The following is a 24,501-nucleotide window of genomic DNA, read 5'->3' as shown; positions in this document are numbered from 1 at the left end:
GGTTCCGGTTCGCGCTCATCACCGGCCTGTGACGATTCGCGCACGTAGCCCGGACGACCACGGGCCCGCGCCCCCCGAGCGGGGGGCGCGGGCCCGGCGGCACTGGCGGGGGATCAGCCCTCGTCGGTGGTCGCGGTCTTGCTCGCGGCGGTCTTCTTGGCCGCCGTCGTCTTGGCCGCGGTCTTCTTCACCGCCGTCTTCTTGGCGGCGGTCTTCTTCGCGGCCGTCTTGGTGGCGGTGGTCTTGGTCGCCGTCGCCTTCTTGGCCGCCGCCTTCTTGGCGGGGGCCTTCTTGGCCGCCTTCTTCACCGGCCCGCGCGCCCGCTTCTCGGCGAGCAGCTCGTAGCCGCGCTCCGGCGTGATGGTCTCGACCTCGTCGTCCTTGCGGAGCGTCGCGTTGGTCTCGCCGTCGGTCACGTACGGGCCGAACCGGCCGTCCTTGACCACCACCGGGCGCTCGCTGACCGGGTCGGTGCCCAGCTCCTTGAGCGGCGGGGCGGCGGCGGCCCGGCCGCGCTGCTTCGGCTGGGCGTAGATCGCCAGCGCCTCGTCCAGGGTGATCGTGAAGAGCTGGTCCTCGCTGGTGAGCGAGCGGGAGTCGGTGCCGCGCTTGAGGTACGGGCCGTAGCGGCCGTTCTGCGCGGTGATCTCCACACCCTCGGCGTCGGCGCCGACCACGCGCGGCAGCGAGAGCAGCCGCAGCGCGTCCTCCAGGGTGACGGTGTCCAGCGACATCGACTGGAAGAGCGAGGCGGTGCGCGGCTTGACGGCGTTCTTGCCGGTCTTGGGCGTGCCCTCGGGCAGGATCTCGGTCACGTACGGGCCGAAGCGGCCCTTCTTGGCGACCAGCTGGTTGCCGCTGACCGGGTCCGCGCCCAGCTCGAAGTCTCCGCTGGGGCTGGCCAGCAGTTCCTCGGCCAGCTCGACGGTGAGCTCGTCCGGCGGCAGGTCGTCCGGGATGTCGGCGCGCTGGCCGGGCTCGCCCTCGACCTCGGAGGCGCGCTCCACGTACGGGCCGTAGCGGCCGACCCGCAGCGTGATGTCGTCGCTGATCCGGAAGGAGCTGATCTCCCGGGCGTCGATCGCGCCGAGGTCGGTGACCAGTTCCTTCAGACCGCCGAGGTGGTCGCCGTCGCCGTTGCCGGCCTCGGCGGCGCCGCCGGTGGCCACGCCCTCGCCCTCACCGAAGTAGAAGCGCTTCAGCCACGGCACGGACTTCGCCTCGCCGGCCGCGATGCGGTCGAGGTCGTCCTCCATCTTGGCGGTGAAGTCGTAGTCGACCAGCCGGCCGAAGTGCTTCTCCAGCAGGTTGACCACGGCGAAGGAGAGGAACGACGGAACGAGCGCCGTCCCCTTCTTGAACACGTAGCGGCGCTGGATGATGGTGTCGATGATCGAGGCGTAGGTGGAGGGGCGGCCGATCTCCCGGTCCTCCAGCTCCTTGACCAGCGAGGCCTCGGTGTAGCGCGCCGGGGGCTTGGTGGCGTGCCCCTCCGGGGTGAGCTGCTCGGCGGCCAGCGGGTCGCCCTCGGCGACCTGCGGCAGCCTGCGCTCCCGGTCGTCCAGCTCGGCGTTCGGGTCGTCGGCGCCCTCGACGTAGGCCTTGAGGAAGCCGTGGAAGGTGATGATCTTGCCGGAGGCGGAGAACTCGGCGTCCCGGCCGTCCGCGGCGGCCCCGCCGACCCTGACGGTCACCGACTGCCCGGTCGCGTCCTTCATCTGGGAGGCGACGGTGCGCATCCAGATCAGCTCGTAGAGCCGGAAGTCGTCCCCGGCCAGGCCGGTCTCGGCGGGGGTGCGGAAGCGGTCGCCGGACGGGCGGACGGCCTCGTGCGCCTCCTGCGCGTTCTTGACCTTGCTGGCGTAGGTGCGCGGGGCGTCCGGCAGGTAGTCGGCGCCGTACAGCTGGGTGACCTGCGCCCGGGCGGCGGAGACCGCCGTCTCCGACAGCGTGGTCGAGTCGGTGCGCATATAGGTGATGAAGCCGTTCTCGTACAGCTTCTGGGCCACCTGCATGGTCCGCTTGGCGCCGAAGCCGAGCTTGCGGCTCGCCTCCTGCTGGAGCGTGGTGGTGCGGAACGGCGCGTACGGCGAGCGGCGGTAGGGCTTGGACTCGACGCTGCGGACGCTGAACGAGGTCTGCTCCAGCGCGGCGGCCAGCTGACGCGCCGCCTGCTCGTCCAGGTGCAGGGTGTTGGTGCTGGCGGCCTTCAGCCGGCCGTCCGAGCCGAAGTCGCGGCCGCTGGCGATCCGCTTGCCGTCCACCGAGGAGAGCCGGGCGCCGAAGGTCTCCGGGTTGGCCGCGTCGGCCGGGGTGCGGCCGGTGCCGAAGGTGCCGACCAGGTCCCAGTAGGAGGCGCTGCGGAAGGCCATCCGCTCCCGCTCGCGCTCCACCACCAGGCGGGTCGCGACGGACTGCACGCGGCCGGCCGACAGCTTCGGCATGACCTTCTTCCACAGCACCGGCGAGACCTCGAAGCCGTACAGGCGGTCGAGGATGCGGCGGGTCTCCTGGGCGTCGACCAGGCGCTGGTTGAGCTCGCGCGGGTTGGCCACCGCCTCCTGGATCGCCGACTTGGTGATCTCGTGGAAGACCATCCGGTGCACCGGCACCTTGGGCTTGAGCACCTGCTGGAGGTGCCACGCGATGGCCTCGCCCTCGCGGTCCTCATCAGTGGCGAGGAAGAGCTCGTCGGACTCCGCGAGCAGCGACTTCAACTTGCTGACCTGCGACTTCTTGTCCGCGTTGACCACGTAGATGGGCGCGAAGTCGTGATCGACGTCCACCCCGAGGCGGCGCACCTCGCCGGTGTACTTGTCCGGGACCTCGGCCGCGGTGCTGGGCAGGTCGCGGATGTGCCCGACGCTCGCCTCGACGATGTAGCCGGGGCCCAGGTAGCCCTTGATCGTCTTCGCCTTGGCCGGCGACTCGACAATGACGAGTCGCTGTCCGTGCGCGGTCTCGCTGCTCGGGGACACCTTCGCTCTTCTCTCCCGGTCGTTATGTGGCTGGTCGGCGCCGGCAGCACGGGCTGCGCTCCGCCCGACCCCGCAACCGTCCCGGGGCTGCCGCTGCACGACGACCCCACCAGCGGAGTGTGACCGTACCCCGGCCACCCTTGTCAAACGGACGGATCCCGCGTTTTCGCTTGCCGGGCTCACCGACGCCACTCGAACGGTAACCCGATGACGGAGGTTCGCGCCCCGCGGAGGGGGGCTTCGGCGGGTTCCGGAGGATGGAATGACGGATTTCAAAATCTGTCAACGGAAAATCGCCGCCCCCGAGGCCCACCCCCCGCGCACCACGGCCGCGACGCCCCGCGGACGGCCCCCGCCCCCGCGCCGACGCCGCGTCCACGGCGTGTCCGCGCCGGGCCGACGCCCCGGCGGAGCGTCGCCGCACCGCCGCTCCGGGCCGGCCGCCCGGAGCTCAGCCGCCGGCCGCGACGAGCAGCCCGGCACCCGCCACCAGGCAGCCCGCGCCCAGCAGGCCCCACAGCAGGTCGGCGAGCACGGCCCGGCGGAGCTCCCCGGCCGCCAGCACCACCCGTTCCGGCCGGCTCGGGTCGTAGCAGACCCGCACCGTGGCACCGGGCACGAAGCGGTCCGGTCGGCGCAACGGGGTGTGACCGCGCGGACGGGTGAGCACGAGCTCGGCGATCCGGCCCCCACCCGGTCCGCCGACCACGGGCAGGACGGGGAAGGAGAGCAGCGGCGCGCTGTCGAGGTGACCGTGCGCCTCGTCCTCGGCCACCACCGTCGCCACCGCCGCGGCCCCCCTGCGGCGCACGCGGTGGCGAAGGCGCACTTCGGCGGCGCACCAGAGCAGCAGCACGCCACCGAAGAGGGCGAGCACCAGCCCGCCCACCGTCGCCGTCGTCGTGTCCACCCCTGGCCCCCGGCTCCCCAGCTCTGTCCACAGCCTGTGGACAGAGCCTCACAGCCGGGGGCCAACGGGCGGCGGCCGCCCGGCGACCACCGGACGAACCGGCGGGTACGAGCGGGTGAACCGGGTACCCCGCCGCCCCTCCTCCGGGGCCCGCGGCCCCGGTCAGCCCACCGGGCGGACGAAGCCCTGCTCGGTCAGCAGCCGCAGCGACTCCGGCACCCGGTCGCGCAGCACCACCCGGTCCTCGCCGAGCAGCTGCGCGATGGCGTCCACGATCTCGCCCGCCGACAGCGTCCCGTCACAGACCCCGACGAAACCGGCACCCACCGTGTCCACCTTGGTGGCCCGCCGCATGCCGCGGTTGTGACGCAGGATCACGTGCTCCGGGTCCTCCGCGCCCGGCGCTCCGACCTGCTCCTGCACCACCTCGTCGGCCAGCACGTACCGGGCCGCGAGCAGGCCCGCGTCGTCGTGCGAGCGCAGGAAGTCCTGCCGGTCGAACCACTCCTCGATGTGCGGGCCGAGCGGCTGCTCCACCGGGTGCGGCCACTCCTCCACCCGGACGGTCGGGCGCTCGGCGCCGCTCGCCCGCAGGGTGATCCAGCCCATGCCGACGCCCTCGACCCCGCCCGCCTCGAAGGCGTCCAGCCACTCGCCGTAGCGGGCCTGGTAGTCACCGCCGGGGCCGCGGTGGTCGCCGCCGTCCCGCAGCCACAACTCGGCGTACTGGGCCGGGTCCTGGACCTCGCGCTGGACGATCCAGGCGTCCAGCCCGGTGCCGGCCACCCAGCCGGCCAGCCGCTCGTGCCAGTCCTCGCCCTTGACGTGCTGCCAGTTGGCGAGCAACTGGCAGTAGCCGCCCGGCTCCAGGTGGGCGGCGGCCGAGCGGACCAGGCTGCGGCACAGGTCGTCGCCCGCCATGCCGCCGTCCCGGTAGGTGAACCGGCCGGCCGGCGAGATCACGAACGGCGGGTTGGAGACGATCAGGTCGAACCTCCGCTCCCCGACCGGCTCGAAGAGGCTCCCGGCGAGCGCCTCGGCGTGGTCGTAACCGGACAGCGCCAGGGTCAGCTCGGTGAAGCGCAGCGCACGCGGGTTCAGGTCGGTGGCGGTCACCCGCTGGGCGTGCCGGGCCGCGTGCAGCGCCTGCACGCCGGAGCCCGAACCGAGGTCCAGCGCGGCCCGCACGGGGCGGCGCACGGTGACGTTGGCCAGCGTGGTCGACGCGCCGCCGACCCCCAGCACCAAGTCCCTGCGGGCCACCCCGTGCGCGGTCTCGCCGGAGCCGATGCCGCCCGCGCCGCCCACCGCGCAGCCCAGGTCGGAGACCACCCAGGCGTCCGAACTGGGCAGGCCGGCCACCTCGTTGGCGTACGGCCGGACGTCCACCGTGGCGCGCACCCGGTCGCCGTCGGGGCGCAGCCAGCCGTCGGCGAGACAGTCCTCCACCGGCAGCGCCGCGGCCGCCGCCCGGTACGGCACCGGCTGCTGCAGCAGGAACAGCCGCACCAGGGTCTCCAGCGGGCTGCCGCCCCGGGTCGCGCGCAGCGCGGGCACCGCCTCGCTGCGGGCCAGCGCCGCGTACCCGGTGGGCCCGAGCAGGTCGAGGCACCCGTCGGCGGTGAACGAGGCGGCGAGCAACGCCTCCCGCAGCTTGGCGAGGCGGGTCAGGTCGAGAACGGGGCTACTGGTCACCCCGCCATTGTCCCCCGCCCCACGGGCCCCGGCCGCCGCACACCGGGCCGCCCGGCGGCGGGGCTTCGGGGCCCGGGCCCCGAAGCCCGCAGGGGCTGCGGTTCCGGGGCCGGTGCGGGGCCGGTACCGGTCCGGCGCGGGACCGGTCCTGAGGTCAGCTCGCGCTGGGCGCCGGGCTGCCCGGGCCGGCCGGCGGCGCGGCCGGAGCACCGGTGGCACCGGCGGAGGGGGAGCCCGCGGCGGGGGAACCGGACGCGCCGGCGCCGTCGGTCGCACCCGGCGCGGGGGTCGCCGCCGGCGAACCCGTCGCCCCGGTCGCCCCGGCGTCCGGCGAGCCGGTCGCGCCGCCGCTCGGGGCCGTGGCGGCCCCGGGCTTGCAGCCCTCCTGCTTCGCCATCGCCGCACCGAGCTCGCCGCGCTGCAGCTTGGCCTGCGCCTGGGTGGAGAGCGAGGCCAGCTTCTGCACCTGGTCGGCGACGCTGCGCAGCCCGTCCGCGAACTTCGCCTGGTCGTCGTTGGGCAGCGCGTCCAGCTTCTTCTGGACGTCCTGGTAGCCGTCGGCCGCCTTGGTCAGCTCGGCGACGGTGTCCTGCTGCAGGTTCGCGCCGGAGTCCACCTTGGGCGCACCGGCCGAGTTGATGGCCGCCGCGATGTCCTGGTTGGTCTTGGCCAGCCGCCCGATGTCGGCGGAGAGCCGCTTCTGCAGATCGGCCGGGACCTCACCGGTCTTCACCTGGCCGGTGTCGGCGAGGGCCGTCTGCGCCTGGGCGATCGGGTCCTTGGCCGCCCCGCAGACGTTGGACGCCCAGGACTCCAGCTGCTTGGCGTTGTCGTCGCCGCAGCCGACGGCGCCGAACGCGAGCAGCGCGCCGAGGGCGGGTACGGCCAGCAGTCGCTTGTTCACCGGGAGAAGCCTTTCGGTTCGGTCGTCTTCGGTCGTCGAACCTACACGGCCGTCACCCGCACCCCGGTTCCCGGCTCCGGCCGCCGCCCGCCCGCCCCGGCGCCGGCTCAGGCGCGTTCGACCCGGATCGGGTCACCGGGCCGGACGGTGCGCAGCACCCGGGCGTCCCCGTCCAGGGCGCCGAGGACGTTGCAGGGGCTGGCCAGCCGGCACTCGCCGTCGCGCGCGATCGGCGTCGGCCCGTAGGGCAGCGCGAGGCTGTCGCCGTCCGTCCAGAAGGCGACCGTGCCGGGCTCGACGACCTGCCGGGCGCCGGCCTCGCGCGGCACGCTGACTGGCGTGCCGAAGTAGACCTCCTCGCCCCAGGTGCTGGCCGAGGAACTGATCGGCAGCTCGGCCCAGAGCGCCTCGGCGGTGGGCGTGCTCGCCAGCGTGGCGGTGGCCTGACCGGCCGGCCACAGGATGCGGATCCGCATGCTCTTCTTCTTCCGCGACAGGTCCGATCAGTGATCGGAGCCGGTCGTGCCGGAAGCAGCGAACCGCCGTGCGCGACGGTTTGTCAACGCGTTCCCAGGGACTGGACCACCGCGCGACCGCTCCGCGAGCGGCTGCCGAGCGGCCCGTGCCGATCGCGCCGGGCACGGGCGCACGAGCCGTGCGGGGCCGTACGACCGCAGGGGCCGTGCGGGCCGTGCGACCGCACGAGCCGTGCGGGGGCGGTACGGACGCAGGGCTGTGGGGCGTCCGGTGACGGGCGTGGCGGCGGAGAGCCGGGAAGGGCCGCAGGAGACCGCGGACCGGCGCAGGCCGGTACGGACCGGCGCGGACGGCCGGTCAGACCGCGACGGACTCGACGGAGAGCGGCCAGCTCATCCGGATCAGACCGCCCTCGGCGCCGTCGGTGACCTCCAGGTCCTCGACCAGGCCGGTGATCACCGCGAGGCCCAGGGTGTCCTCGTCCGGGTCGCCCTCGGCGGCCCCGGAGGCCGGGACGCCGACCGGACCGGCCTCGTCCTCGACCTCGATGAGGAAACGCTTCTCCTGGTCGGTCAACGCGACCCGGACCGTGCCGCCGACACCACCGCGCTGGTGCAGGCCGACCGCACGGGAACACGCCTCGCCGACCGCGAGGCGCACCTCGTCGAGCACCGACTCGTCGACCCCGGCCCGTCTGGCGACGGCCGCGGCGACCAGCCTGGCCGTCCGCACGTGCTCGGGAAGCGCGCTGAATCGAAGTTCGACGGTTGCCATCTCTCCCCCTCGGGGTGCTCCGGCCAAGGGCCGGCAGTGCGGCCCCTGCGGGCCGGTCGAACCGGCCCCGGGCGGCCGGGTGGGCGCCGGGGCCGTCGAGACCCCGGCGCACCCGGACGCGTGGAAACGAACGGGCCGGCCCGCGGGCCGGCCCGGCCGCGTCAGTCGGTCGCGTTGACCGCGTCGTCCACCGAGGTGTGGATCGGGAAGACCTTGGTCAGGCCGGTGATGCGGAAGATCTTCAGGATGCGCTCCTGGTTGCAGACGAGGCGCAGCGAGCCCTCGTGGGCGCGCACCCGCTTCAGACCGCCCACCAGCACACCCAGGCCGGTCGAGTCGAGGAAGTCCACGCCTTCCATGTCGACGACGAGGTGGTACTTGCCGTCGTTGACGAGCTCGACCAGCTGCTCCCGCAGCTTCGGGGCGGTGTACACATCGATCTCGCCGCCAACCTCGACGACCGTACGATCGCCGACTGAACGGGTCGACAGGGACAGGTCCACGGAACCTCCAGCACCTTGCCTTGCTACGTCATGTGCGATCCTCGGCCGGGCAGCCGCCACCGCATGGTCGCGAGCCCGGGCACGCCCAGCAACGCGTGGCGAACCCCGGCGCTGCGACCCACGGCCATCCGGCCGTCACGGCCACATTCAACCACCTGTGACCATGACCGCACGATGGCTTACGACGATTCTCCGTCACGCCGGTGACACACTGGGTCCCCATGCCGCCCCGACACAGCCTGCCCGAGGCACTGCTCACGACCCTGTCCACCAGCAGAGGGCGGTCCGACCGGCTCACCCATACGGAGCACCTTCCCGCCCGACCTGCACGTTATGCACCCTGGCCCGGATCGATCCGGGCGGAGATCGTGGCCGCCGCGCACGAGGTCGGGGTGGAACAGCCCTGGGCGCACCAGGCAGAAGCGATGGAACTGGCCAAAACCGGTCAGACTGTGGTGATCGCCACAGGCACCGCCTCGGGCAAGTCGCTCGGCTACCTGGCCCCGGTGCTCAGCGACCTGCTGGACGGCACCGAGGCCCGCAACGGCCGCGGCGCGACCGCCCTCTACCTGGCCCCGACGAAGGCGCTCGCCGCCGACCAGCGCCGCCGGGCGGCCGAACTCGCCCCGCCCCGGGTCCGGGCCGCCCTCTACGACGGGGACACCCCGCCCGAGGAGCGCGAGTGGGTCCGCCAGTACGCCTCGTACGTGCTCACCAACCCGGACATGCTGCACCGCGGCATCCTGCCCGCCCACGCCCGTTGGTCCTCCTTCCTCAAGGTGCTGCGCTACGTGGTGGTCGACGAGTGCCACGCCTACCGGGGCGTGTTCGGCTCGCACGTCGCCCAGGTGCTGCGGCGGCTGCGCCGCGTCTGCGCCCGCTACGGGTCGTCACCCACCTTCCTGCTCGCCTCCGCCACCACCGCCGACCCGGCCGCCACCGCGGAGCGCCTGACCGGGCTGCCCGCCCGGGCCGTCACCGAGGACGCCTCGCCGCGCGGACCGATGGTCTTCGGCCTCTGGGAGCCGCCGCTGACCGAGAACGTCGGCGAGCACGGCGCGCCCGTCCGCCGCACCGCCACCGCCGAGGCCGCGCACCTGCTGACCGACCTCGTGGAGCAGCAGACCCGCACCGTCGTCTTCGTCCGCTCCCGCCGGGCCGCCGAACTGGTCGCCCTGCAGGCCCAGGACCAGCTCGGGCGGCCGCTCGCCGAGCGGGTGGCCGCCTACCGCGGCGGATACCTCGCCGACGAACGCCGGGCGCTGGAGCGCGCCCTGCAGTCGGGCCGGCTGCTCGGGGTCGCCTCCACCTCCGCGCTCGAGCTCGGCGTCGACGTCTCCGGGCTCGACGCCGTCCTGATGGCCGGCTACCCCGGCACCCGGGCCTCGCTGTGGCAGCAGGCCGGGCGGGCGGGCCGCGAGGCGCAGGGCGCGCTGGCCGTCCTGATCGCCCGGGACGACCCGCTGGACACCTACCTGGTGCACCACCCGGAGGCGCTGTTCGCGGCGCCCGTCGAGGCCACCGTGCTCGACCCCGACAACCCCCACGTCCTCGCCCCGCACCTGTGCGCGGCCGCCGCCGAACTCCCGCTCACGGACGCCGACCTGGACCTGTTCGGGCCGTCCACCGCTCCCCTGCTGCCGGTCCTGGAGCGACGCGGGCTGCTGCGCCGGCGCAGCGACGGCTCCTGGTACTGGACCCGCCGCGAGCGCGCGGCCGACGCCGTCGACCTGCGCGGCAGCGGCGGCGACCCGGTGCAGATCGTCGAGGCCGACACCGGTCGGCTGCTCGGCACGGTGGACGCCGCGGCCGCCCACACCACCGTGCACACCGGGGCCGTGCACCTCCACCAGGGGCGCACCTTCCTGGTCCGGGAGCTCGACCTGGAGAACTCGGTCGCCCTGGTCGAGGCCGCCGATCCGCCGTACACCACGTCCGCCCGCGACATCACCTCCATTTCCGTGCTGAGCACCGACATCACCGTCGAGTGGGGCGAGGGGCGGCTCACCTTCGGTTCGGTGGAGGTCGTCAACCAGGTGGTCGGCTACCTCCGGAAGCGGATCTCCACCGGGGAGATCATGGGCGAGAGCAAGCTCGACCTGCCGCCCCGCACCCTGCGCACCCGCGCGGTCTGGTGGTCCGTCACCGAGGACCAGCTGCTCGACGCGGACATCCCGCTCGACCGGCTGCCCGGCGCCGCCCATGCCGCCGAGCACGCCTCGATCGGCCTGCTGCCGCTCTTCGCCACCTGCGACCGCTGGGACATCGGCGGCGTCTCCGTCCCGCTGCACCCCGACACCGGACTGCCCACGGTGTTCGTCTACGACGGCCACCCGGGCGGGGCCGGCTTCGCCGAACGCGGCTTCCGACGGGCCGTCGAGTGGCTGACGGCCACCCGCACCGCCATCGCCTCCTGCGAGTGCGAGCGCGGCTGCCCGTCCTGCGTCCAGTCTCCGAAGTGCGGGAACGGGAACGAGCCGCTGGACAAGGCGGCCGCCATCCGGCTGCTGGACGTCCTGCTGTCCGGCGCCCCCGGCCCGGCGGACGGGGCGAGCGCGGCGGACGGGGCAGACGGGGCGGACCAGCAGCGCGCGGCGGACCCGGCGGACCTGGCGGACCCGACCGCCCCGTCCGGCGGCTCCGCGATGGGCTCCGGGCCGGACGACGCCGACGGTACGGGGCCGGCCGGTTCATGACCCCGCCACCGGTCCAACGGCCGCCCCGCCGAAACCGTCCTCGGTGGCGGTGACCGCGGCCCGCACCGGTCCGGCCCGGGCCCGCGCCCGGGCAGGGCCGACCGGCAGACCCGCCGGGAGCCCGCGGGGAGCCACCTCGGTCACCACCTCGACGGCGTCGGCGTCGCGGTCCACCGTGCAGGACACCAGTGCGGCACCCTGGGCCGCGGTGATCCCCGCGGCCCGCCCGCACCCGCCGTCCCCGTCCAGCAGCAACCGGTCGGCGGCCGCGAGGGCGCCCAGGTCGGCGGCCGACTCGGCCCGGTGCCGGGCGGTGACCGCGGCCCCGACCGCGACCGTCCCGGCGAACACCGCGGTGCCCAGCACCGCCAGGGCGAGCAGCCAGACCGTCGCCGAGCCGGCGTCCGGCCCGCGCCCGCCGAGGGCGGCGGCCCGGGCGGTTCGGGCCCGCGCCACGCCCCGCGCCGCCGGCCACACCACCGCCTGCCAACCCACCGCCGAGCGCCCCACCGCCCGTCCGGCCGGCCCTGCCCGACCGGCCGACCCACCCGGCCCGTTCAGTCCGTTCGGCGTGGCCGGCCCGTTCGGCCCGTTCATGCGCCACCACCTCCGATCGGCCCTCCGGCGGCGCCCACGAGGGTGTCCTCCCTGGCCGCCACGGCGGCCGCGCCCAGCCGTACCGCGAGCAGGCCGCCGAGCCGGCCCGGCGCCGCGCACGGCGCGTCGACCTCGACCCGCACGACGTCGGCCGCCAGCTCCACCCGCACCCGCGCCCCCGGTGGAGCCGCCGCACGGGCGAGCCCGGCGGCGTCCACCTCCCCGCGGGCGGCCGCCCTCGCCCCGACCCGCGCCGCGTCCACACAGCGGATCTGCGCGGCGGCCGCCAGCACGCCCCAGATCAGCAGCGCCGCGAGCAGCACCAGGGCCGGCAGCGCCACCGCCGTCTCGGCCGTGACGAATCCGGCGTCGCCCCGCCACCGCCGCCCGCTCGGTCGCGACCACCGCCACCGGGCGGCCCGGTGGGCCCGGCGGACCTCTGGATCCGTCCTCGGACCCACGCCTCCGCGCCCGTGCCGGGGCACTCCGGTCCGACGAGGCCCCCCAGGGTCCGTCTTCGCACCCCCGTCGTCCGCCCGGAGGGCGGGCGGGGCGGCACCGGGGTGCGTGGACCGCCAGGCGGAGGACGGGGGCACTTCCCGGCCGACGGGCCGGGGGAGAGCCACTGCGGTGGGGGCACCCCACGACCGACGGCCGTGGGGTACCGCCGACCGGCGACAACGCGAGGTGGGGGTGCCCCCGGCCGAAGGCCGTGGGAGCGCGTGCCCCGACGCCGCCCCGCAGGCGCGGGTCCGAAGACAGGTCCTAGGTCGCATGAAGGGCCCGCTCCAGCACCTCGGTCAGCGCCGCCGTGAACGTCGCGCTGGTCACCACCTTGTACAGGCCCGCGGCGAGCGCGCAGGCGCCCAGGGTGCCCACGGCGTACTCCGCCGTGGTCATCCCGGCGTCCGACCGCCGCCGGCGCCGCCACGCCGCCGGCGACCGCCGGGGCGCCCGCCCGGAACCGGACCCCGTCGCCGTCACCGACGTCTCCGCCGTCACCCCTGTCTCCGCCGTCACCGCTGTCGCTGTCGTCACTGCCGTCATGGACCTCTCCTGTCTCCGATGTCGATCCAGCGGTCGAAGCCGCCGTGGATCCGGTCGTCGCACGCTGCCGGTACCGGGTCGGTGCCGGCCGCCGTTCACATCCCCTGGGTGAAGCGCGTGGTGAGGCCGATGACCACCGGCACCACGCCGATCAGCACGAAGGCCGGCAGGAAGCAGAGCCCGAGCGGAGCGGTCGCGAACACCCCCGCCCGGCGGACCCCGGCCCGGGCCGACCGGGCGGCCGCCGACCGCTGGGCCTGCGCGAGCCCGATCAGCGGCCCGGCCACCGGCACCCCGCCGAGGCTCGTCCGCACCAGGCAGCGCGCCAGCGGTGCCAGCGCCGGGTGCTGCTCGCCCAGCCGGGTCCAGCACAGTTCCGGCGGTGCTCCCAGGGCGAGTTCGCCGCCGAGGGCGACCAGCCGGGGCCCGATCGGTGCGCCCAGGCTCCGGCCGACCGCGGACACCGCCGCGGAGGGCGAGGCCGCCGACCCGAGGCAGGCCGCCAACAGTTCCGCACCCAGGGGAAGTTGCCGCGCCAGCTGGTCCTCCTCCAGTGCCGCCCGCCGGTCCACGGGCGAGGGCATCCGGGCCGACCACCAGTACGTGCCCGCCGTCGTCAGGGCCCCGACGACCACCCCGACGACCCCGCCCAGCAGCAGCGCCGCACCGGCCCCGGCACCGACCGCCAGGGAGGCCCGCCGCCGTCGCCCCCGGCCGCCTCCGGCCGACGGCCCGGCCCGCGCCGCCGGCGCCTCCCACCCCCTCCCGCCCGCCCGTGCCCGCACCCGGGCGAACACCCCGCCCCACCGCGCCCGCCGGGGCACCGGGAGCCCGATCGTTGCCGGCAGCCCGGGGACCGGCCGCCCCCGCGTCACGGCGACACCACGCCCGGTCCGGGTGCCCGCACCCGCGCGATCCCGCAGCCCCGGCCGCCGCCCCGGGGGACGACGGCCCTCCGGGACGCCCCCGGCGCTCCAGGGGACGCCAACGCGCCCCTGGTGGCCGCCCGGACGATGCGGGCCGTCCAGAGCACCCCCAGGCCCTCCAGCACCGCCCCGGCCGCCAGGCAGCCCAGTCCCGCGGGCGTGTGCAGCAGGACGTCCACCGGCCGGGCCCCGAGCGCCGCGCCCAGCAGCAGCCCGGCGGCCGGCAGGGCCGCCAGGACGGCGATCGTGGCCCGGGGCCCCGCCAACTCCCCGGCGACCTCCTCCGCCAGCGCCTGCTCGCCGCGCAGCGCCTCGGCCACCCGGTCCAGGGCGGCGGCCAGCTGCGAGCCGCCGTCGGAGGCGACCCGCCAACAGGCCGCGATCGCCGACGCCCCGCTCCCGCCCGGCAGTTCGGCGAGCAGGTGGAGCGCGGCGGGGACGTCCCCGCCGTACCGGCCCGCCGCGAGCCGCGCCACCGCCTCCTCGCCGAGGCGACGCGCCCCGTCCGGTTCGGCCGCGATCCGGACGGTGACCAGGTGCAGCGCCTGCTCCGGTGTCGCCCCGCCGCGCAACTCCCCGGCCAGCCCGGCACAGAGCTCCACCACGGCGGCCGCACGCCGCCGCGCCTCCGCTGCCAGCCGCCGGTGCTGCCGCCACCGCCGCAGCGGCAGCACCGCGAACAGCGCGGCGAGCACCGGCACCGGGGAGTCGGTGGCCAGCCCGGCGACCGATCCCACCACCAGCAGGAGCAGTTCGGGCGCCGCCCGGCCGGCCGCCCACCACCACCGGCGCCCCACCCCCGGGCTCCCCGGCCACACGCCGGGGACAACGCCGACCGGAGACCCGGGCGGGAAACCGGGCGAAGACCCGAAGGGAGGCCCGGGCACAGGCCCGGACTGCGGACCACCACCTGCCGGCACCAACCCGCGCCGCCGCCCGCCCGGCACGCGGCCCTGCACCGCCCACCACCCGGCGGCGGCCGGCAGGCACAACACCACCGACCACCAGAAAGCCGTCTGACGATCCATCACCTCAGTTACCTCCCTCTCGTCGACCCCTGCGACCCCACGCCCCCGGCAGCTCCGGGGCGCCCGTCGCACACCCGCCCGGCAACCGGGCCGGCACGCGTCCCGCCACCCGCACGACGGCTCCCGCCGACCCCGGCGCCGCTTTCACGACGGCCCCCGCAGGGGCGGCCCGACCGGCCCGGCCGGGAACGACACCCCGGATGCCGCCAGCAGGCCCACCAACCGTTCCCAGCCCGCCCCGGGGACCAGGCCCCCGGCCGCCGGGAACTCCACCGCGGGGCTGGTGACGGCCAGGCCGTCCCGACCGGCCACCAGGGTGTGGATCTCCGCCACCCGGCGCCGCCCCGACCCCGGCTCCCGGACCAGGTGCACCACCAGGTCGAGCGCGGAACGGAGTTGGCTGTGCAGGGCGGGCCGGTCGAGCCCCGCGAGCGCTCCCAGCGCCTCGAGCCGGACCGGCACGTCCGCCGCCGTGTTGGCGTGAACGGTGCCGCACCCGCCCTCGTGCCCGGTGTTCAGCGCGGCGAGGAGGTCCGACACCTCGGCCCCGCGGACCTCCCCGATCACCAGCCGGTCCGGGCGCATCCGCAGCGCCTGCCGGACGAGATCCCGCAGGGTGAGCTCGCCCAGCCCCTCCTGGTTGGGCGGTCTGCTCTGCAGTCGGACCACGTGCGGATGGTCCGGTAGCAGCTCGGCCGAGTCCTCGGCCACGACGATCCGCTCCGCGGGCCCGACCAGCCCGAGCAGGGCCGCGAGCAGCGTGGTCTTGCCCGTGCCCGTCCCCCCGGAGACCAGCAGCGAGAGCCGGGCCCGCAGCACGCCGGCCAGGAGCTCGGCGCCCTCGGGCGGCAGCGCCCCGCCGGCGACCAGCTCGTCGAGCGTGAACGGCCGGGGCCGGCAGACCCGCAGCGAGATGTGCGTGCAGCCGGCCGCGATCGGCGGCAGCACGGCGTGCAGCCGGGTGCCGTCCGGCAGCCGGGCGTCCACCCAGGGCCGCGCGTCGTCCAGCCGCCGACCGGCCGCGGTGGCCAGCCGGTGCGCCAGCCGCCGCACCGCCTCGGCATCGGCGAAGCGGATCCCGGTGGCCCGGTGCAGGCCCCCGCCGCGGTCGACCCACACCTCGTCCGGACCGTTCACCAGGACGTCCGTGACGTCGGGCGCCGCCAGCAGCCGCTCCAGCGGGCCCGCACCCACCAGTTCGGCGCGCAGCGAGCGCACGGTGTCCAGGACTTCGTCCCCGCCGAGCGGCGGCCGGGTGGCCCGCAGCACCGCCGCGACCGAGCCCGCCGTCGGGGCGGCGCCCGACTCGGCCAGCCGCAGCCGCACCGCGTCCACCAGAGCCGCCGTCCGTTCCTCCCGGGCCGTCCGCCCGTACGGACAGGGCCGGGGCCCCGCCTCGGGCGGCCCGCCGGGCGGCGGGACGCTCCTGAGCGGGCGCCGCTCCCGCGGGCCGTCACCGCCACCCGGCGGCCCGCTCGCGGATCCCGTTCTGCGCAGACGGACCATCAGTAGACACCTCCTCCGACCGCCGGAACCGGCGGCAGCACCTCGTTCAGGAAGGCCCCGCAGAAGCGGGCGAGCGGACCGCCCTCCCGGATCCCCGGCGGGACGCCCTTCTCGGCGTCCTCCGCCAGCCCGGGTTCGGGCCCCAACTCCCCCGCGAGCTCCATCCGCAGCCCGCGGGCGATCCGGTGCGCCGGGAGCCCGGAGGCCCGCGGCGACCGCACCACGGCCCGGACGTCCGCGAGCCTCATCCGCGCCGCCGCGGCGACCCGGTCGGCGGCGGCCACCGCGCGCAGTTCGGCCGGCACCACCAGCAGTGCGAGGTCGGACTGCTCCAGGGCCTGCCCGGCGGCCGCGTCGAGGTGGCGCGGCACATCGACCACCACCAGCCCGCCGCGCCGTCTGGAGGCGGCCAGCACGCTGCGCATGGCCTCCGGGGGCACGGTCAGCATGTCGCCGCGGTCCCAGGACAGGCAGGAGAGCGCGGAGAGCCTCCTGAGCACCGGCAGCGCCCGGGCCAGTTCGGCCCCGCTGACCCGGCCGCGCGAGGCGGCGAGGTCCGGCCAGCGCAGCCCCCGGGCCGTCTCGCCGCCGAGCAGGACGTCGATGCCGCCGCCCAGGGGATCGCCGTCGATGAGCATGGCCCGCCGGCCGGCCCGCGCGGCCGTGACGGCGAGGGCACAGGCCAGTGTCGAGGCACCGGCCCCGCCGCGGCCGCCGAGCACGGCGACGGTGAGCGCCGGCGAGCCCACGCCCTCGGCCGCGTCGGCGATCCGGTCGAGCAGCCAGGCCTCGGCGTCGGGCAGGAACAGCACGTGCTCGGCGCCGAGTTGGACGGCCCTGACCCAGACACCGGGGTCGTCGAGGTCGAGGCCGAGCAGCAGCACTCCGGCGCGGCGGCCGAGCCCGGCGCACCGGGCCGCCTGGTCGTCCCCGACCAGGACCAGCGGGGCCCCCTCCCAGAGTTCGCGCGGCGGCGGGGCGCCCCGGATCAGCCGGGGCTCGGTACCGGCGGCCGCGCAGACCCGCAGCAGGTGCTCGGCCAGGCCCGCGTCCTCGGTGATGACGAGCGGGCCGTCGGGCCCGGGCCCCTCGGTGGTGGTGTGGTCGGCGATCGGCGTCGACATGGTGGCTCCCCTCCGCGCCGCGGGCCGCCGGGGCGGCCGACGGCGCACGTCGGACGGTTGCGGCGAGCGGCCGCCTGACGGGCCCCGGGAGAGGAAGGGGATGGGATCCGTCTGGCGACCGCCGCCGACCATCACGGTGGGGGGAGATCCGGTTTCCGTCATCCACGTTCCGAATCCCTGTGGACAACTCGGGGGCTGTGGATGAAAACGTTCACCCGGGCGGGGTGCTATTCGACAAAGAATTGACGATCGGGGATCACCGGGCCGAACCGGAACCCCGGCCCGCCCCGCCCCGCGGCAGGTCGCGGCGGCTCCACGAGTCCCGCGGCACGCCTCAGCGACCGCCCCGGACCGCCGGCGGGAACCGGTCGGGCCGACAGCGGCAGCCATGAGCAATCAGCGACGCAGAGTGACGAAAGGGGGCCGATGGGCCGAAGTGTCGACACCCCCCGTACACCGCCCGGTCGGCCGGCGCGGCACCTGCGGCGAGCGGCCTTCAGGCCCTGAAAATGGGCCCGGACGTGCGACGACCCCCGCCGGGGGGGAGAGCGGGGGTCGTCTATCCACAGCCCGACTCGGGGGGGAGGAGCCGGACCGGGTTAGCACGGTCGCGAACGATCCGTGACTTCCATGGTGTACCCGAGCGGCCAGAAACACAAACCCGCACGCCCGCGAGTACGCCGAATGGCCGCCTGTTTTGTGGCTCCCTCTATCCTCGGTTCCCGTGGACACCACCGAGAACGCCGACGACCGCGCCGACGAGTCCCCGGGCGAGGCCACCGGGCCCGAGCGGACCCCCTCAGCCGTCGCCCCCCGGCCGGGCGGGCTGCGAACGGCGGCCTTCTTCGACCTGGACAAGACCATCATCGCCAAGTCCAGCGCGCTGGCCTTCAGCCGCCCCTTCTACCAGGGCGGCCTGATCAACCGTCGGGCCGTCCTGCGCAGCGCGTACGCCCAGTTCGTCTTCCTGGTCGGCGGCGCGGACCACGACCAGATGGAGAAGATGCGCGAGTACCTCTCCTCGCTCACCCGCGGCTGGAACGTCCAGCAGGTCCGCGAGATCGTCGCGGAGACCCTGCACAACCTGATCGACCCGATCATCTACGACGAGGCCGCCTCGCTGATCGAGCAGCACCACGCGGCGGGGCGGGACGTGGTGATCGTCAGCAGCTCCGGCTCCGAGGTGGTCGAGCCGATCGGCGCGCTGCTGGGTGCCGACCACGTGATCGCCACCCGGCTCAAGGTCGAGGACGGCTGCTACACCGGCGAGATCGAGTACTACGCGTACGCCGAGAACAAGGCTTCCGCCATCCGGGAGTTGGCCGCGTCCGAAGGCTACGACCTGACCGAGTCCTACGCCTACAGCGACTCCTCCACCGACCTGCCGCTGCTGGAGGCCGTCGGCCACCCGTCGGCCGTCAACCCGGACCGCGCACTGCGCAAGGAGGCGCAGGCCCGGGAGTGGCCGGTGCTGGTCTTCGACCGGCCGGTGGAACTGCGGCGGCGGCTCCCGGAGTTCTCCGCGCCGAGCGGCTCGGTGCTGACCGCCGTGGCGGTCGGGGCGGCCGCGGTGACGGCCGGGGTGATCTGGTACCTGGCCCGCCGGCGCCGTCCGACGGCCTGACCGCAGCGTCCGGTCGGGCCCGGGATCGGGCCGGCCCGGCTCCGCTCCTCGCCCGGAGTTCCGGGTGAATCGGGCAATTGGCACAGACTTCTCGTTTCGGGTTCCCCTTTCGCCCGAAACGCGATACAAAGGAAGCACGGCCCGCGAGACCCGGTCAGGACCTGAAGAGGTCAAACCGACAACGCAGTTCAGGCCCCACGGACCGCGTGTACAGATAACCGAGCACCCACATGCAGCCGACCCGCTGTCGGGCCGCCGGACCAGACGAACGGGCAGGATCCCCGTCTGATCGGCACTTCCGGTGCATGCATGGTCACCCGGTATCTGCACCAGCGGCGGCACCCGGCAGTATCAGGTGCCGCCGCATCCGTCTGCCCGGAGCGCGCCCGCCGACACCCCGACGGGACGCCCGCCGACCCCCGTGACGGGACGCCCCGGCGGGCGGATCCGCCCGGCCGCTCAGACCATTCCGCGCTGCATCGCCTCGCAGACCGCCGTGCTCTCCCGCACGCCGAGCCGCAGCGCCCTGCCACTGTGGGCGATCCAGGCCGCCATCCCCTCCGGCGTGCCCGCCAGGTAGCCGGCCAGGGCCCGCCGGTAGGCGCCGGTGCCGAGCTCCGCGAACCCGACCTCGGCCGGGCAGATCGACTTCGGGTCCAGCCCCTCGGCGAGCAGCACGATCCGTTGGGCGGCCCGCGCGATCACCCCGTTGTGCGCGCCGAATGGGCGCAGGGCGAGCAGTTCGCCGTGCACCACCGAGGCCACCACCAGGGCCGGCGTCCCCACGCCCTGGCCCTCCGCGCGCGCCACCAGCAGCCGGGAGAGCTGGTCCAGCCGGGCGGCCACCTCCTCCGCGCCGGGTGCGGGCGGCAGCACGGGCGGCGGCCCGTCCTCCACGACGGCCCCGACGCCCTCCACCGGCTCCAGCTCCAGCGGGAACAGCTCCTCCGCGCCCTCGCCCGCCCGGCGGGGCCGCCCGGCCGCCGGGTCGGCGTCGCCGACCGCGAGCAGGTGGAGCCTGGCCAGCACCTGGAGCGGCGAGTGCCGCCAGACGCTGAGCAGCTGACCGGCCTCGGCGGCGATCCGCAGCGCCGCGCCGACCGTGCGGGCCTCCGGGTCCGCGCTGAAGTCGCTGCGGCGCCGGACCTCCTCCAGCGGCCAGTTCGCCCCGGCCAGCGCCGCCGACGCGCGGGCGCCGCGCAGCGCGGACTCGGAGGTGACCTCGGCGGCGCGGCGGCGCATCACCCGGTGGCCGTAGAGGCGGTCGACGGCCTTGCGGACCTCGGCGACGGCGTCGGGCACCCCGGGGAGCTGGGCCAGCGGGGCGAGGGGATCTGTTCCAGTGCTCACCTACCCGAGAGTAATGAACCGGCGGCCCCTCCCGGAACAGCAACCCCGCATCACCCTTTAGAGGCAATCCTCACTTCCCTCCACCGGGCACGCCCAAACCCCGGCTAGCATGACCGCTATCGGAGACGATAACGATTTCCAGTTAGGGCGCCCCCGGCGGGCGCGACCCCTGAGCAGGCGGCCCCGCACGCGGGCCCGGAGCGAGAGTCGGAGTCCCAGATGAAGATCGCCTTCGTCGGCAAGGGCGGCAGCGGGAAGACCACGCTGTCCGCACTGTTCATCCGCCACCTGGCCGCCGCCGGCCGACCGGTCATCGCCGTCGACGCCGACATCAACCAGCACCTCGGCCCCGCACTGGGCCTGACGGACGCCCAGGCCGCGGAACTGCCCTCGCTGGGCGCGCACCTGCCGGAGATCAAGGAGTACCTGCGCGGCGACAACCCGCTGATCCGCTCGGCCGACGAGATGATCAAGACCACGCCGCCCGGCCGCGGTTCGCGCCTGCTGCGGATCGTCGAGGAGAACCCGGTCTACGCCGCCTGCGCCCGCCCGATCGCCCTGGACGAGGGCTCGGTCCGCCTGCTGGCCACCGGCGCCTTCACCGAGGAGGACCTCGGCGTGGCCTGCTACCACTCCAAGGTCGGCGCCGTGGAGCTGCTGCTCAACCACCTGCTGGACGGCCCCGACGAGTACCTGGTCACCGACATGACGGCGGGCTCGGACTCCTTCGCCTCCGGGCTGTTCACCCGCTTCGACCTGACCTTCCTGATCGCCGAGCCGACCCGCAAGGGCGTCTCCGTGTACCGGCAGTACAAGGACTACGCCCGCGACTTCGGCGTCCGGCTGCGGGTGATCGGCAACAAGGTGCAGGGCCCCGACGACCTCGCGTTCCTGCGCCGCGAGGTCGGCGACGACCTGCTCGCCACCTTCGGGCACTCGGACTGGGTGCGCCGCCTGGAGCAGGGCGCCGAGCCCCCGCTGCGGGCGCTGGAGCCGGCCAACCGGGCCGTGCTGGAGCAGCTGCGGAGCGAGGCCGAGGCGGCGCACCGCCGGCGGGACCCGCGCCGCTACACCGAGCAGGCCGTCCTCTTCCACCTGCGCAACGCGGAGAGCTGGGCCAACGCCAAGGTCGGCATCGACCTGGCGACCCAGGTGGACGAGGCCTTCGTGCTCGACGGGTCGGCAGCCGTCGACGTGCGCCCCGCCCCGGCCGGCGCGCCCGCCTGACCCCGCACCACCCGAACGGGCCGCGGCCCTCCCCCGGATCACGGGGAGGGCCGCGGCCCGTTCCGCACACCGCCCCACCCCGCGCCACCAGCAGATTCCCGACCGTTCGAACACCACCCAATGGGGTGAATCAGACGGTTTTCCCCTTCCCTCCCGGAATGACGCTGTGCAAAGCTTTCATTACCCTCGGTTTACCGAGTCTTGATGGTCCGTTCCGGACGGCCCCGGCGAGACGTCCCGCACCTCGCCCGGCCCCCTGGCGGGCCCTGATGGTCGACGCCCGGCCGGTGACACCCGCACTCCCCGCCGCGCCCACGCCATCCCGCCACACCGTCGCGACCCACGACAGCCGATCCGCCCCGGAGCCCCACCCCGGACTCACCGCCGGACCTGACTGCGTTCGTTCCCCCGGACAGACGGGAAGACCATGACCCTCGACATCTCCAGCGCACCCATCGCCTCCGACACCACCGACCACGCCCCGCCGGGCCCCGGCGGCCGCGCCCGCTGGGCGCAGGACCTCTCGGCCTCCCTGGTGGTCTTCCTGATCGCCGTGCCGTTCTCCCTCGGCATCGCGCTCGCCACCGGCGCCCCGCTGACCGCGGGCCTCGCCGCGGCCGCCGTCGGCGGCATCGCGGTCGGACTGTTCGGCGGCACCCCGCTGCAGGTCAGCGGGCCCTCGGCCGCGCTGACGGTGATCACCGCCGGGCTGATCGGCCAGTACGGCTGGCAGGCCACCTGCGCCATCACCCTCGCCGCCGGCCTGCTCCAACTCCTCCTCGGCGTACGGCGGGTGGCCCGCACGGCGCTCGCCGTCTCGCCCGCCATCGTGCACGGCATGCTGGCCGGGGTCGGGCTGACCATCGCCATCGCCCAGCTGCACGTCGTCCTGGGCGGCTCCCCGCAGAGCTCCGCGATCGCCAACATCATCGCGCTGCCCGGGCAGTTGGGCGCCCCGCACCCGCCCGCACTGCTGGTCGGCGCGGTGACGGTGGCCGTCCTGCTCGGCTGGCCCCGGCTGGCCCGACTCCCCGGCCGCGCCGGCGCGTTGGGCGCGAAGCTGGCCAAGGTGCCGGGGCCGCTGGCCGCCGTCGCCGCCGCCACCGCGCTCGCCCTGACCCTGGGCCTGCGGCTCGCCCACATCGGGCTGCCCGCCTGGGAGCCGCACGCCCTGGTGCCCGCACTGCCGCACGGTCCGCTCGCCGGTGTGCTGGCCGCCGTCCTCACCGTCACCGCCGTCGCCAGCGTGGAGTCGCTGCTGTCCGCCGTCGCGGTCGACCGGATGTCGCACCGCACCGGCGACCTCGACCGCGAACTGCGCGGCCAGGGCCTGGCCAACATGGTCAGCGGGCTGGTCGGCGGGCTGCCCATCGCGGGCGGCGCCGTCCGCAGCACGGCCAACGTCCGGGCCGGCGCCCAGAGCCGGTGGGCCTCCGTGCTGCACGGCGCCTGGGTGCTCGCCGCCGCGCTGGCGCTGACCGGCGGGCTGCGCCGGATCCCGCTCTCCGCGCTGGCCGCGCTGGTCCTGGTGGTCGGGCTGCAGATGGTCAGCTTCGCGCACATCCGCAACGTGCACCGGCACCGCGAGTTCCCGGTCTACCTGACCACCGTGCTAGGCGTGGTGGCCTTCGGCGTGCTGTGGGGCGTCGCGTTCGGCGCCGGCACCGCCGTGCTGCTGGCGCTCTACCGGCTGACCCGCGCCCACGTGGACGTGCTGCCCGGCCCGGACGGCGCGGTCACCGTCCAGACGCACGGCCCGCTCACCTTCACCGCCGTCCCCCGGCTGAGCCGGGCGCTGGCCGGGATCCCGGCCGGCGCCGAGGTCACGGTGGTCCACGACGGCTCCTTCCTGGACCACGCCGCGTTCGAGACGCTGCACAGCTGGCGGACGGGCCACCAGGCAGCCGGCGGCCGGGTCTCGATGGTGACGCGCCGCCAGGACGACGAGGTGCTCGACCCCGACGGCACCGTACGGGCCGGCAGCTCCCCCGGCCCGCACCGCTGCCGGGCCTGGACACCGTGGGTCGGCCACCACTGCATCGAGCAGCAGGAGGACCCGCACGGGCGGCTGCTGGACGGCGTCCGGGTGTTCCAGCAGCACACCGCCCCGCTGATCCGGCCCGAACTCGCCCGGCTGGCCCGGGAGGGGCAGACCCCGTCCCAGCTCTTCCTGACCTGCGCGGACTCGCGGATGGTCACCAGCATGATCACCAACAGCGGCCCGGGGGACCTCTTCACCGTCCGCAACGTGGGCAACCTGGTGCCGGCCCCGTTCGAGCCGGGCGCGGCCGACGACTCGGTGGCCGCCGCGGTGCAGTACGCGGTCGAGGTGCTGGAGGTGCGCTCGATCACGGTCTGCGGCCACTCCGGCTGCGGCGCCATGAAGGCCCTGCTGGACGGCGTGCACGAGCGCCCCGGGCCGCCCACCCCGCTGGCCCGCTGGCTGCGCAACGGCCGCGGGGCACTGGACCGGCTCCGCCGGGTGCCCGCCGGGTTCGACGACCGCCCGGTGGTCGACCTGGTGGAGCAGCTCTGCCTCACCAACGTGGTCCAGCAGTTGGACCAGCTGATGGCGAACCCGGCCGTGGAGCGCCGGGTCGAGGAGGGCTCCCTGCGACTGGTCGGGATGTACTTCGACTTCGCCACCGCCCAGGCCTACGTGCTCGACCGCGCCAGCGGGACGTTCAGCGCGGTCGGGCCGGTCGGGCCGGCGGGAGCCGACACGGCCGAACGGGTGAATGAGGACGGGCGGGTTCCCGTCGACGCCGGAGGGGAGGCCCCCGAGCTGGCCGCCTGAGAGCCGGGCCCGTGTCCCCCGCCGGGCGGGCCGGGGCACGGGCTTCAGCCACCGTGCGGCCCGTCGCCCCGAGGGCGGCGGGCCGCACGGCACGGCGTTCGACAGTCGGTCAAAGGTCTACACCAATTCCAAGGAGCCTCTTGTCAAGTGCCCCGTTCGCCTGGTGAGCTGTGCGCTGGGACACACGGGACAATCCCCACGCACGGGATCGTCCCCGATCATGACTCGATGAGGAGTGCGCGTTGAGCAACGAGAGCCTGGCCAACCTGCTCAAGGAGGAGCGGCGTTTCGCCCCGCCGGCAGAGCTCGCCGCAGCCGCCAACGTCACCGCGGCCGCG

The 24,501-nt window shown here is 75.5% G+C and carries 19 protein-coding genes; 4 read left to right on the top strand and 15 right to left on the bottom strand.

The window, feature by feature from the left end:
* Nucleotides 1-113: 113 nt before the first annotated feature.
* The 7 genes from topA to bldG form a co-directional block, all read right to left on the bottom strand.
* Nucleotides 114-2,978, bottom strand: coding sequence for a type I DNA topoisomerase (gene topA, locus ACIA8Q_RS28135; RefSeq protein ID WP_360217117.1), 2,865 nt, complete (start codon nt 2,976-2,978; stop codon nt 114-116).
* A gap of 451 nt (nt 2,979-3,429) precedes the next feature.
* A complete protein-coding gene (locus ACIA8Q_RS28130) occupies nt 3,430-3,888 on the bottom strand; it encodes a DUF3592 domain-containing protein (protein ID WP_360217120.1) in 459 nt (152 codons plus the stop codon).
* Nucleotides 3,889-4,050: 162 nt separating this feature from the next.
* Nucleotides 4,051-5,583: a methyltransferase gene (locus ACIA8Q_RS28125; RefSeq protein ID WP_360217123.1), complete on the bottom strand. Its 1,533-nt coding sequence runs from the start codon at nt 5,581-5,583 to the stop codon at nt 4,051-4,053.
* A gap of 154 nt (nt 5,584-5,737) precedes the next feature.
* Complete coding sequence (locus ACIA8Q_RS28120; RefSeq protein ID WP_360217126.1) at nt 5,738-6,487, bottom strand: small secreted protein; 750 nt, start codon at nt 6,485-6,487, stop codon at nt 5,738-5,740.
* 107 nt (nt 6,488-6,594) lie between these two features.
* Nucleotides 6,595-6,963, bottom strand: a complete 369-nt coding sequence (locus tag ACIA8Q_RS28115; protein WP_360217129.1) for a cyclophilin-like fold protein — start codon at nt 6,961-6,963, stop codon at nt 6,595-6,597.
* Nucleotides 6,964-7,321: 358 nt separating this feature from the next.
* On the bottom strand, nt 7,322-7,738 hold the full coding sequence (locus tag ACIA8Q_RS28110; protein WP_360217132.1) for an ATP-binding protein: 417 nt from the start codon (nt 7,736-7,738) through the stop codon (nt 7,322-7,324).
* 161 nt (nt 7,739-7,899) lie between these two features.
* Nucleotides 7,900-8,241 carry an anti-sigma factor antagonist BldG gene (gene bldG / locus ACIA8Q_RS28105; RefSeq protein WP_049659132.1) on the bottom strand — a complete coding sequence of 114 codons (342 nt, stop codon included), beginning with the start codon at nt 8,239-8,241 and terminating at the stop codon, nt 7,900-7,902.
* A 221-nt stretch (nt 8,242-8,462) separates the two neighbouring features.
* Here bldG and ACIA8Q_RS28100 point away from each other — a divergent pair, with 221 nt between their 5' ends.
* Entirely contained in the window at nt 8,463-10,937 is a 2,475-nt protein-coding gene (locus ACIA8Q_RS28100) for a DEAD/DEAH box helicase (protein ID WP_396317903.1), read from the top strand.
* Here the strand turns inward: ACIA8Q_RS28100 and ACIA8Q_RS28095 are convergent.
* The 7 genes from ACIA8Q_RS28095 to ssd all read right to left on the bottom strand — a co-directional run bounded on the left by ACIA8Q_RS28095 (nt 10,932) and on the right by ssd (nt 17,165).
* Entirely contained in the window at nt 10,932-11,393 is a 462-nt protein-coding gene (locus tag ACIA8Q_RS28095; RefSeq protein ID WP_396317902.1) for an Rv3654c family TadE-like protein, read from the bottom strand. The genes ACIA8Q_RS28100 and ACIA8Q_RS28095 overlap by 6 nt on opposite strands.
* A 137-nt stretch (nt 11,394-11,530) precedes the next feature.
* A complete protein-coding gene (locus tag ACIA8Q_RS28090; protein WP_360217141.1) occupies nt 11,531-11,875 on the bottom strand; it encodes a TadE family type IV pilus minor pilin in 345 nt (114 codons plus the stop codon).
* A gap of 424 nt (nt 11,876-12,299) precedes the next feature.
* A complete protein-coding gene (locus tag ACIA8Q_RS28085; protein WP_360217144.1) occupies nt 12,300-12,581 on the bottom strand; it encodes a DUF4244 domain-containing protein in 282 nt (93 codons plus the stop codon).
* Between the two features lie 95 nt (nt 12,582-12,676).
* A complete protein-coding gene (locus ACIA8Q_RS28080; protein WP_360217147.1) occupies nt 12,677-13,165 on the bottom strand; it encodes a type II secretion system F family protein in 489 nt (162 codons plus the stop codon).
* A 287-nt stretch (nt 13,166-13,452) separates the two neighbouring features.
* Complete coding sequence (locus ACIA8Q_RS28075) at nt 13,453-14,304, bottom strand: type II secretion system F family protein (RefSeq protein WP_360217150.1); 852 nt, start codon at nt 14,302-14,304, stop codon at nt 13,453-13,455.
* Nucleotides 14,305-14,679: 375 nt separating this feature from the next.
* The gene (locus ACIA8Q_RS28070; protein WP_396317901.1) at nt 14,680-15,870 is read right to left on the bottom strand and encodes a TadA family conjugal transfer-associated ATPase; all 1,191 of its coding nucleotides are present in this window, start codon (nt 15,868-15,870) and stop codon (nt 14,680-14,682) included.
* A gap of 170 nt (nt 15,871-16,040) precedes the next feature.
* Nucleotides 16,041-17,165: a septum site-determining protein Ssd gene (gene ssd, locus ACIA8Q_RS28065; RefSeq protein ID WP_360217153.1), complete on the bottom strand. Its 1,125-nt coding sequence runs from the start codon at nt 17,163-17,165 to the stop codon at nt 16,041-16,043.
* 826 nt (nt 17,166-17,991) lie between these two features.
* Between ssd and ACIA8Q_RS28060 the strand changes: the two genes are divergently transcribed.
* Nucleotides 17,992-18,789 (top strand): HAD-IB family hydrolase, encoded by a 798-nt coding sequence (locus ACIA8Q_RS28060; protein ID WP_360217168.1) that lies wholly within the window; start codon nt 17,992-17,994, stop codon nt 18,787-18,789.
* Nucleotides 18,790-19,248: 459 nt separating this feature from the next.
* Here the strand turns inward: ACIA8Q_RS28060 and ACIA8Q_RS28055 are convergent, their stop codons facing one another.
* Nucleotides 19,249-20,139, bottom strand: coding sequence for an oxidoreductase (locus ACIA8Q_RS28055; RefSeq protein ID WP_360217156.1), 891 nt, complete (start codon nt 20,137-20,139; stop codon nt 19,249-19,251).
* Between the two features lie 219 nt (nt 20,140-20,358).
* Here ACIA8Q_RS28055 and ACIA8Q_RS28050 point away from each other — a divergent pair, with 219 nt between their 5' ends.
* Complete coding sequence (locus ACIA8Q_RS28050) at nt 20,359-21,366, top strand: ATP-binding protein (protein WP_360217159.1); 1,008 nt, start codon at nt 20,359-20,361, stop codon at nt 21,364-21,366.
* 427 nt (nt 21,367-21,793) lie between these two features.
* A complete protein-coding gene (locus ACIA8Q_RS28045; RefSeq protein ID WP_396317900.1) occupies nt 21,794-24,163 on the top strand; it encodes a SulP family inorganic anion transporter in 2,370 nt (789 codons plus the stop codon).
* Nucleotides 24,164-24,501 lie beyond the last annotated feature (338 nt).

Origin of the sequence: Kitasatospora sp. NPDC051705, from assembly GCF_044453265.1 — a bacterium.
GTDB lineage: Bacteria > Actinomycetota > Actinomycetes > Streptomycetales > Streptomycetaceae > Kitasatospora.
The sequence above is the reverse complement of the archived record's forward strand: the minus strand, read 5'-3'. Positions and strand labels throughout refer to the sequence as shown.

What these genes read in the sequence shown, in the direction of transcription:
- ACIA8Q_RS28115 (WP_360217129.1), bottom strand. Translation starts at nt 6,963, where the DNA reads ATGCGGATCCGCATCCTGTGGCCGGCCGGTCAGGCCACCGCCACGCTG.
- ACIA8Q_RS28085 (WP_360217144.1), bottom strand. Translation starts at nt 12,581, where the DNA reads ATGACGGCAGTGACGACAGCGACAGCGGTGACGGCGGAGACAGGGGTG.
- ssd (WP_360217153.1), bottom strand. Translation starts at nt 17,165, where the DNA reads ATGTCGACGCCGATCGCCGACCACACCACCACCGAGGGGCCCGGGCCC.
- ACIA8Q_RS28045 (WP_396317900.1), top strand. Translation starts at nt 21,794, where the DNA reads ATGACCCTCGACATCTCCAGCGCACCCATCGCCTCCGACACCACCGAC.
- ACIA8Q_RS28080 (WP_360217147.1), bottom strand. Translation starts at nt 13,165, where the DNA reads ATGCCCTCGCCCGTGGACCGGCGGGCGGCACTGGAGGAGGACCAGCTG.
- ACIA8Q_RS28110 (WP_360217132.1), bottom strand. Translation starts at nt 7,738, where the DNA reads ATGGCAACCGTCGAACTTCGATTCAGCGCGCTTCCCGAGCACGTGCGG.
- ACIA8Q_RS28050 (WP_360217159.1), top strand. Translation starts at nt 20,359, where the DNA reads ATGAAGATCGCCTTCGTCGGCAAGGGCGGCAGCGGGAAGACCACGCTG.
- ACIA8Q_RS28100 (WP_396317903.1), top strand. Translation starts at nt 8,463, where the DNA reads ATGCCGCCCCGACACAGCCTGCCCGAGGCACTGCTCACGACCCTGTCC.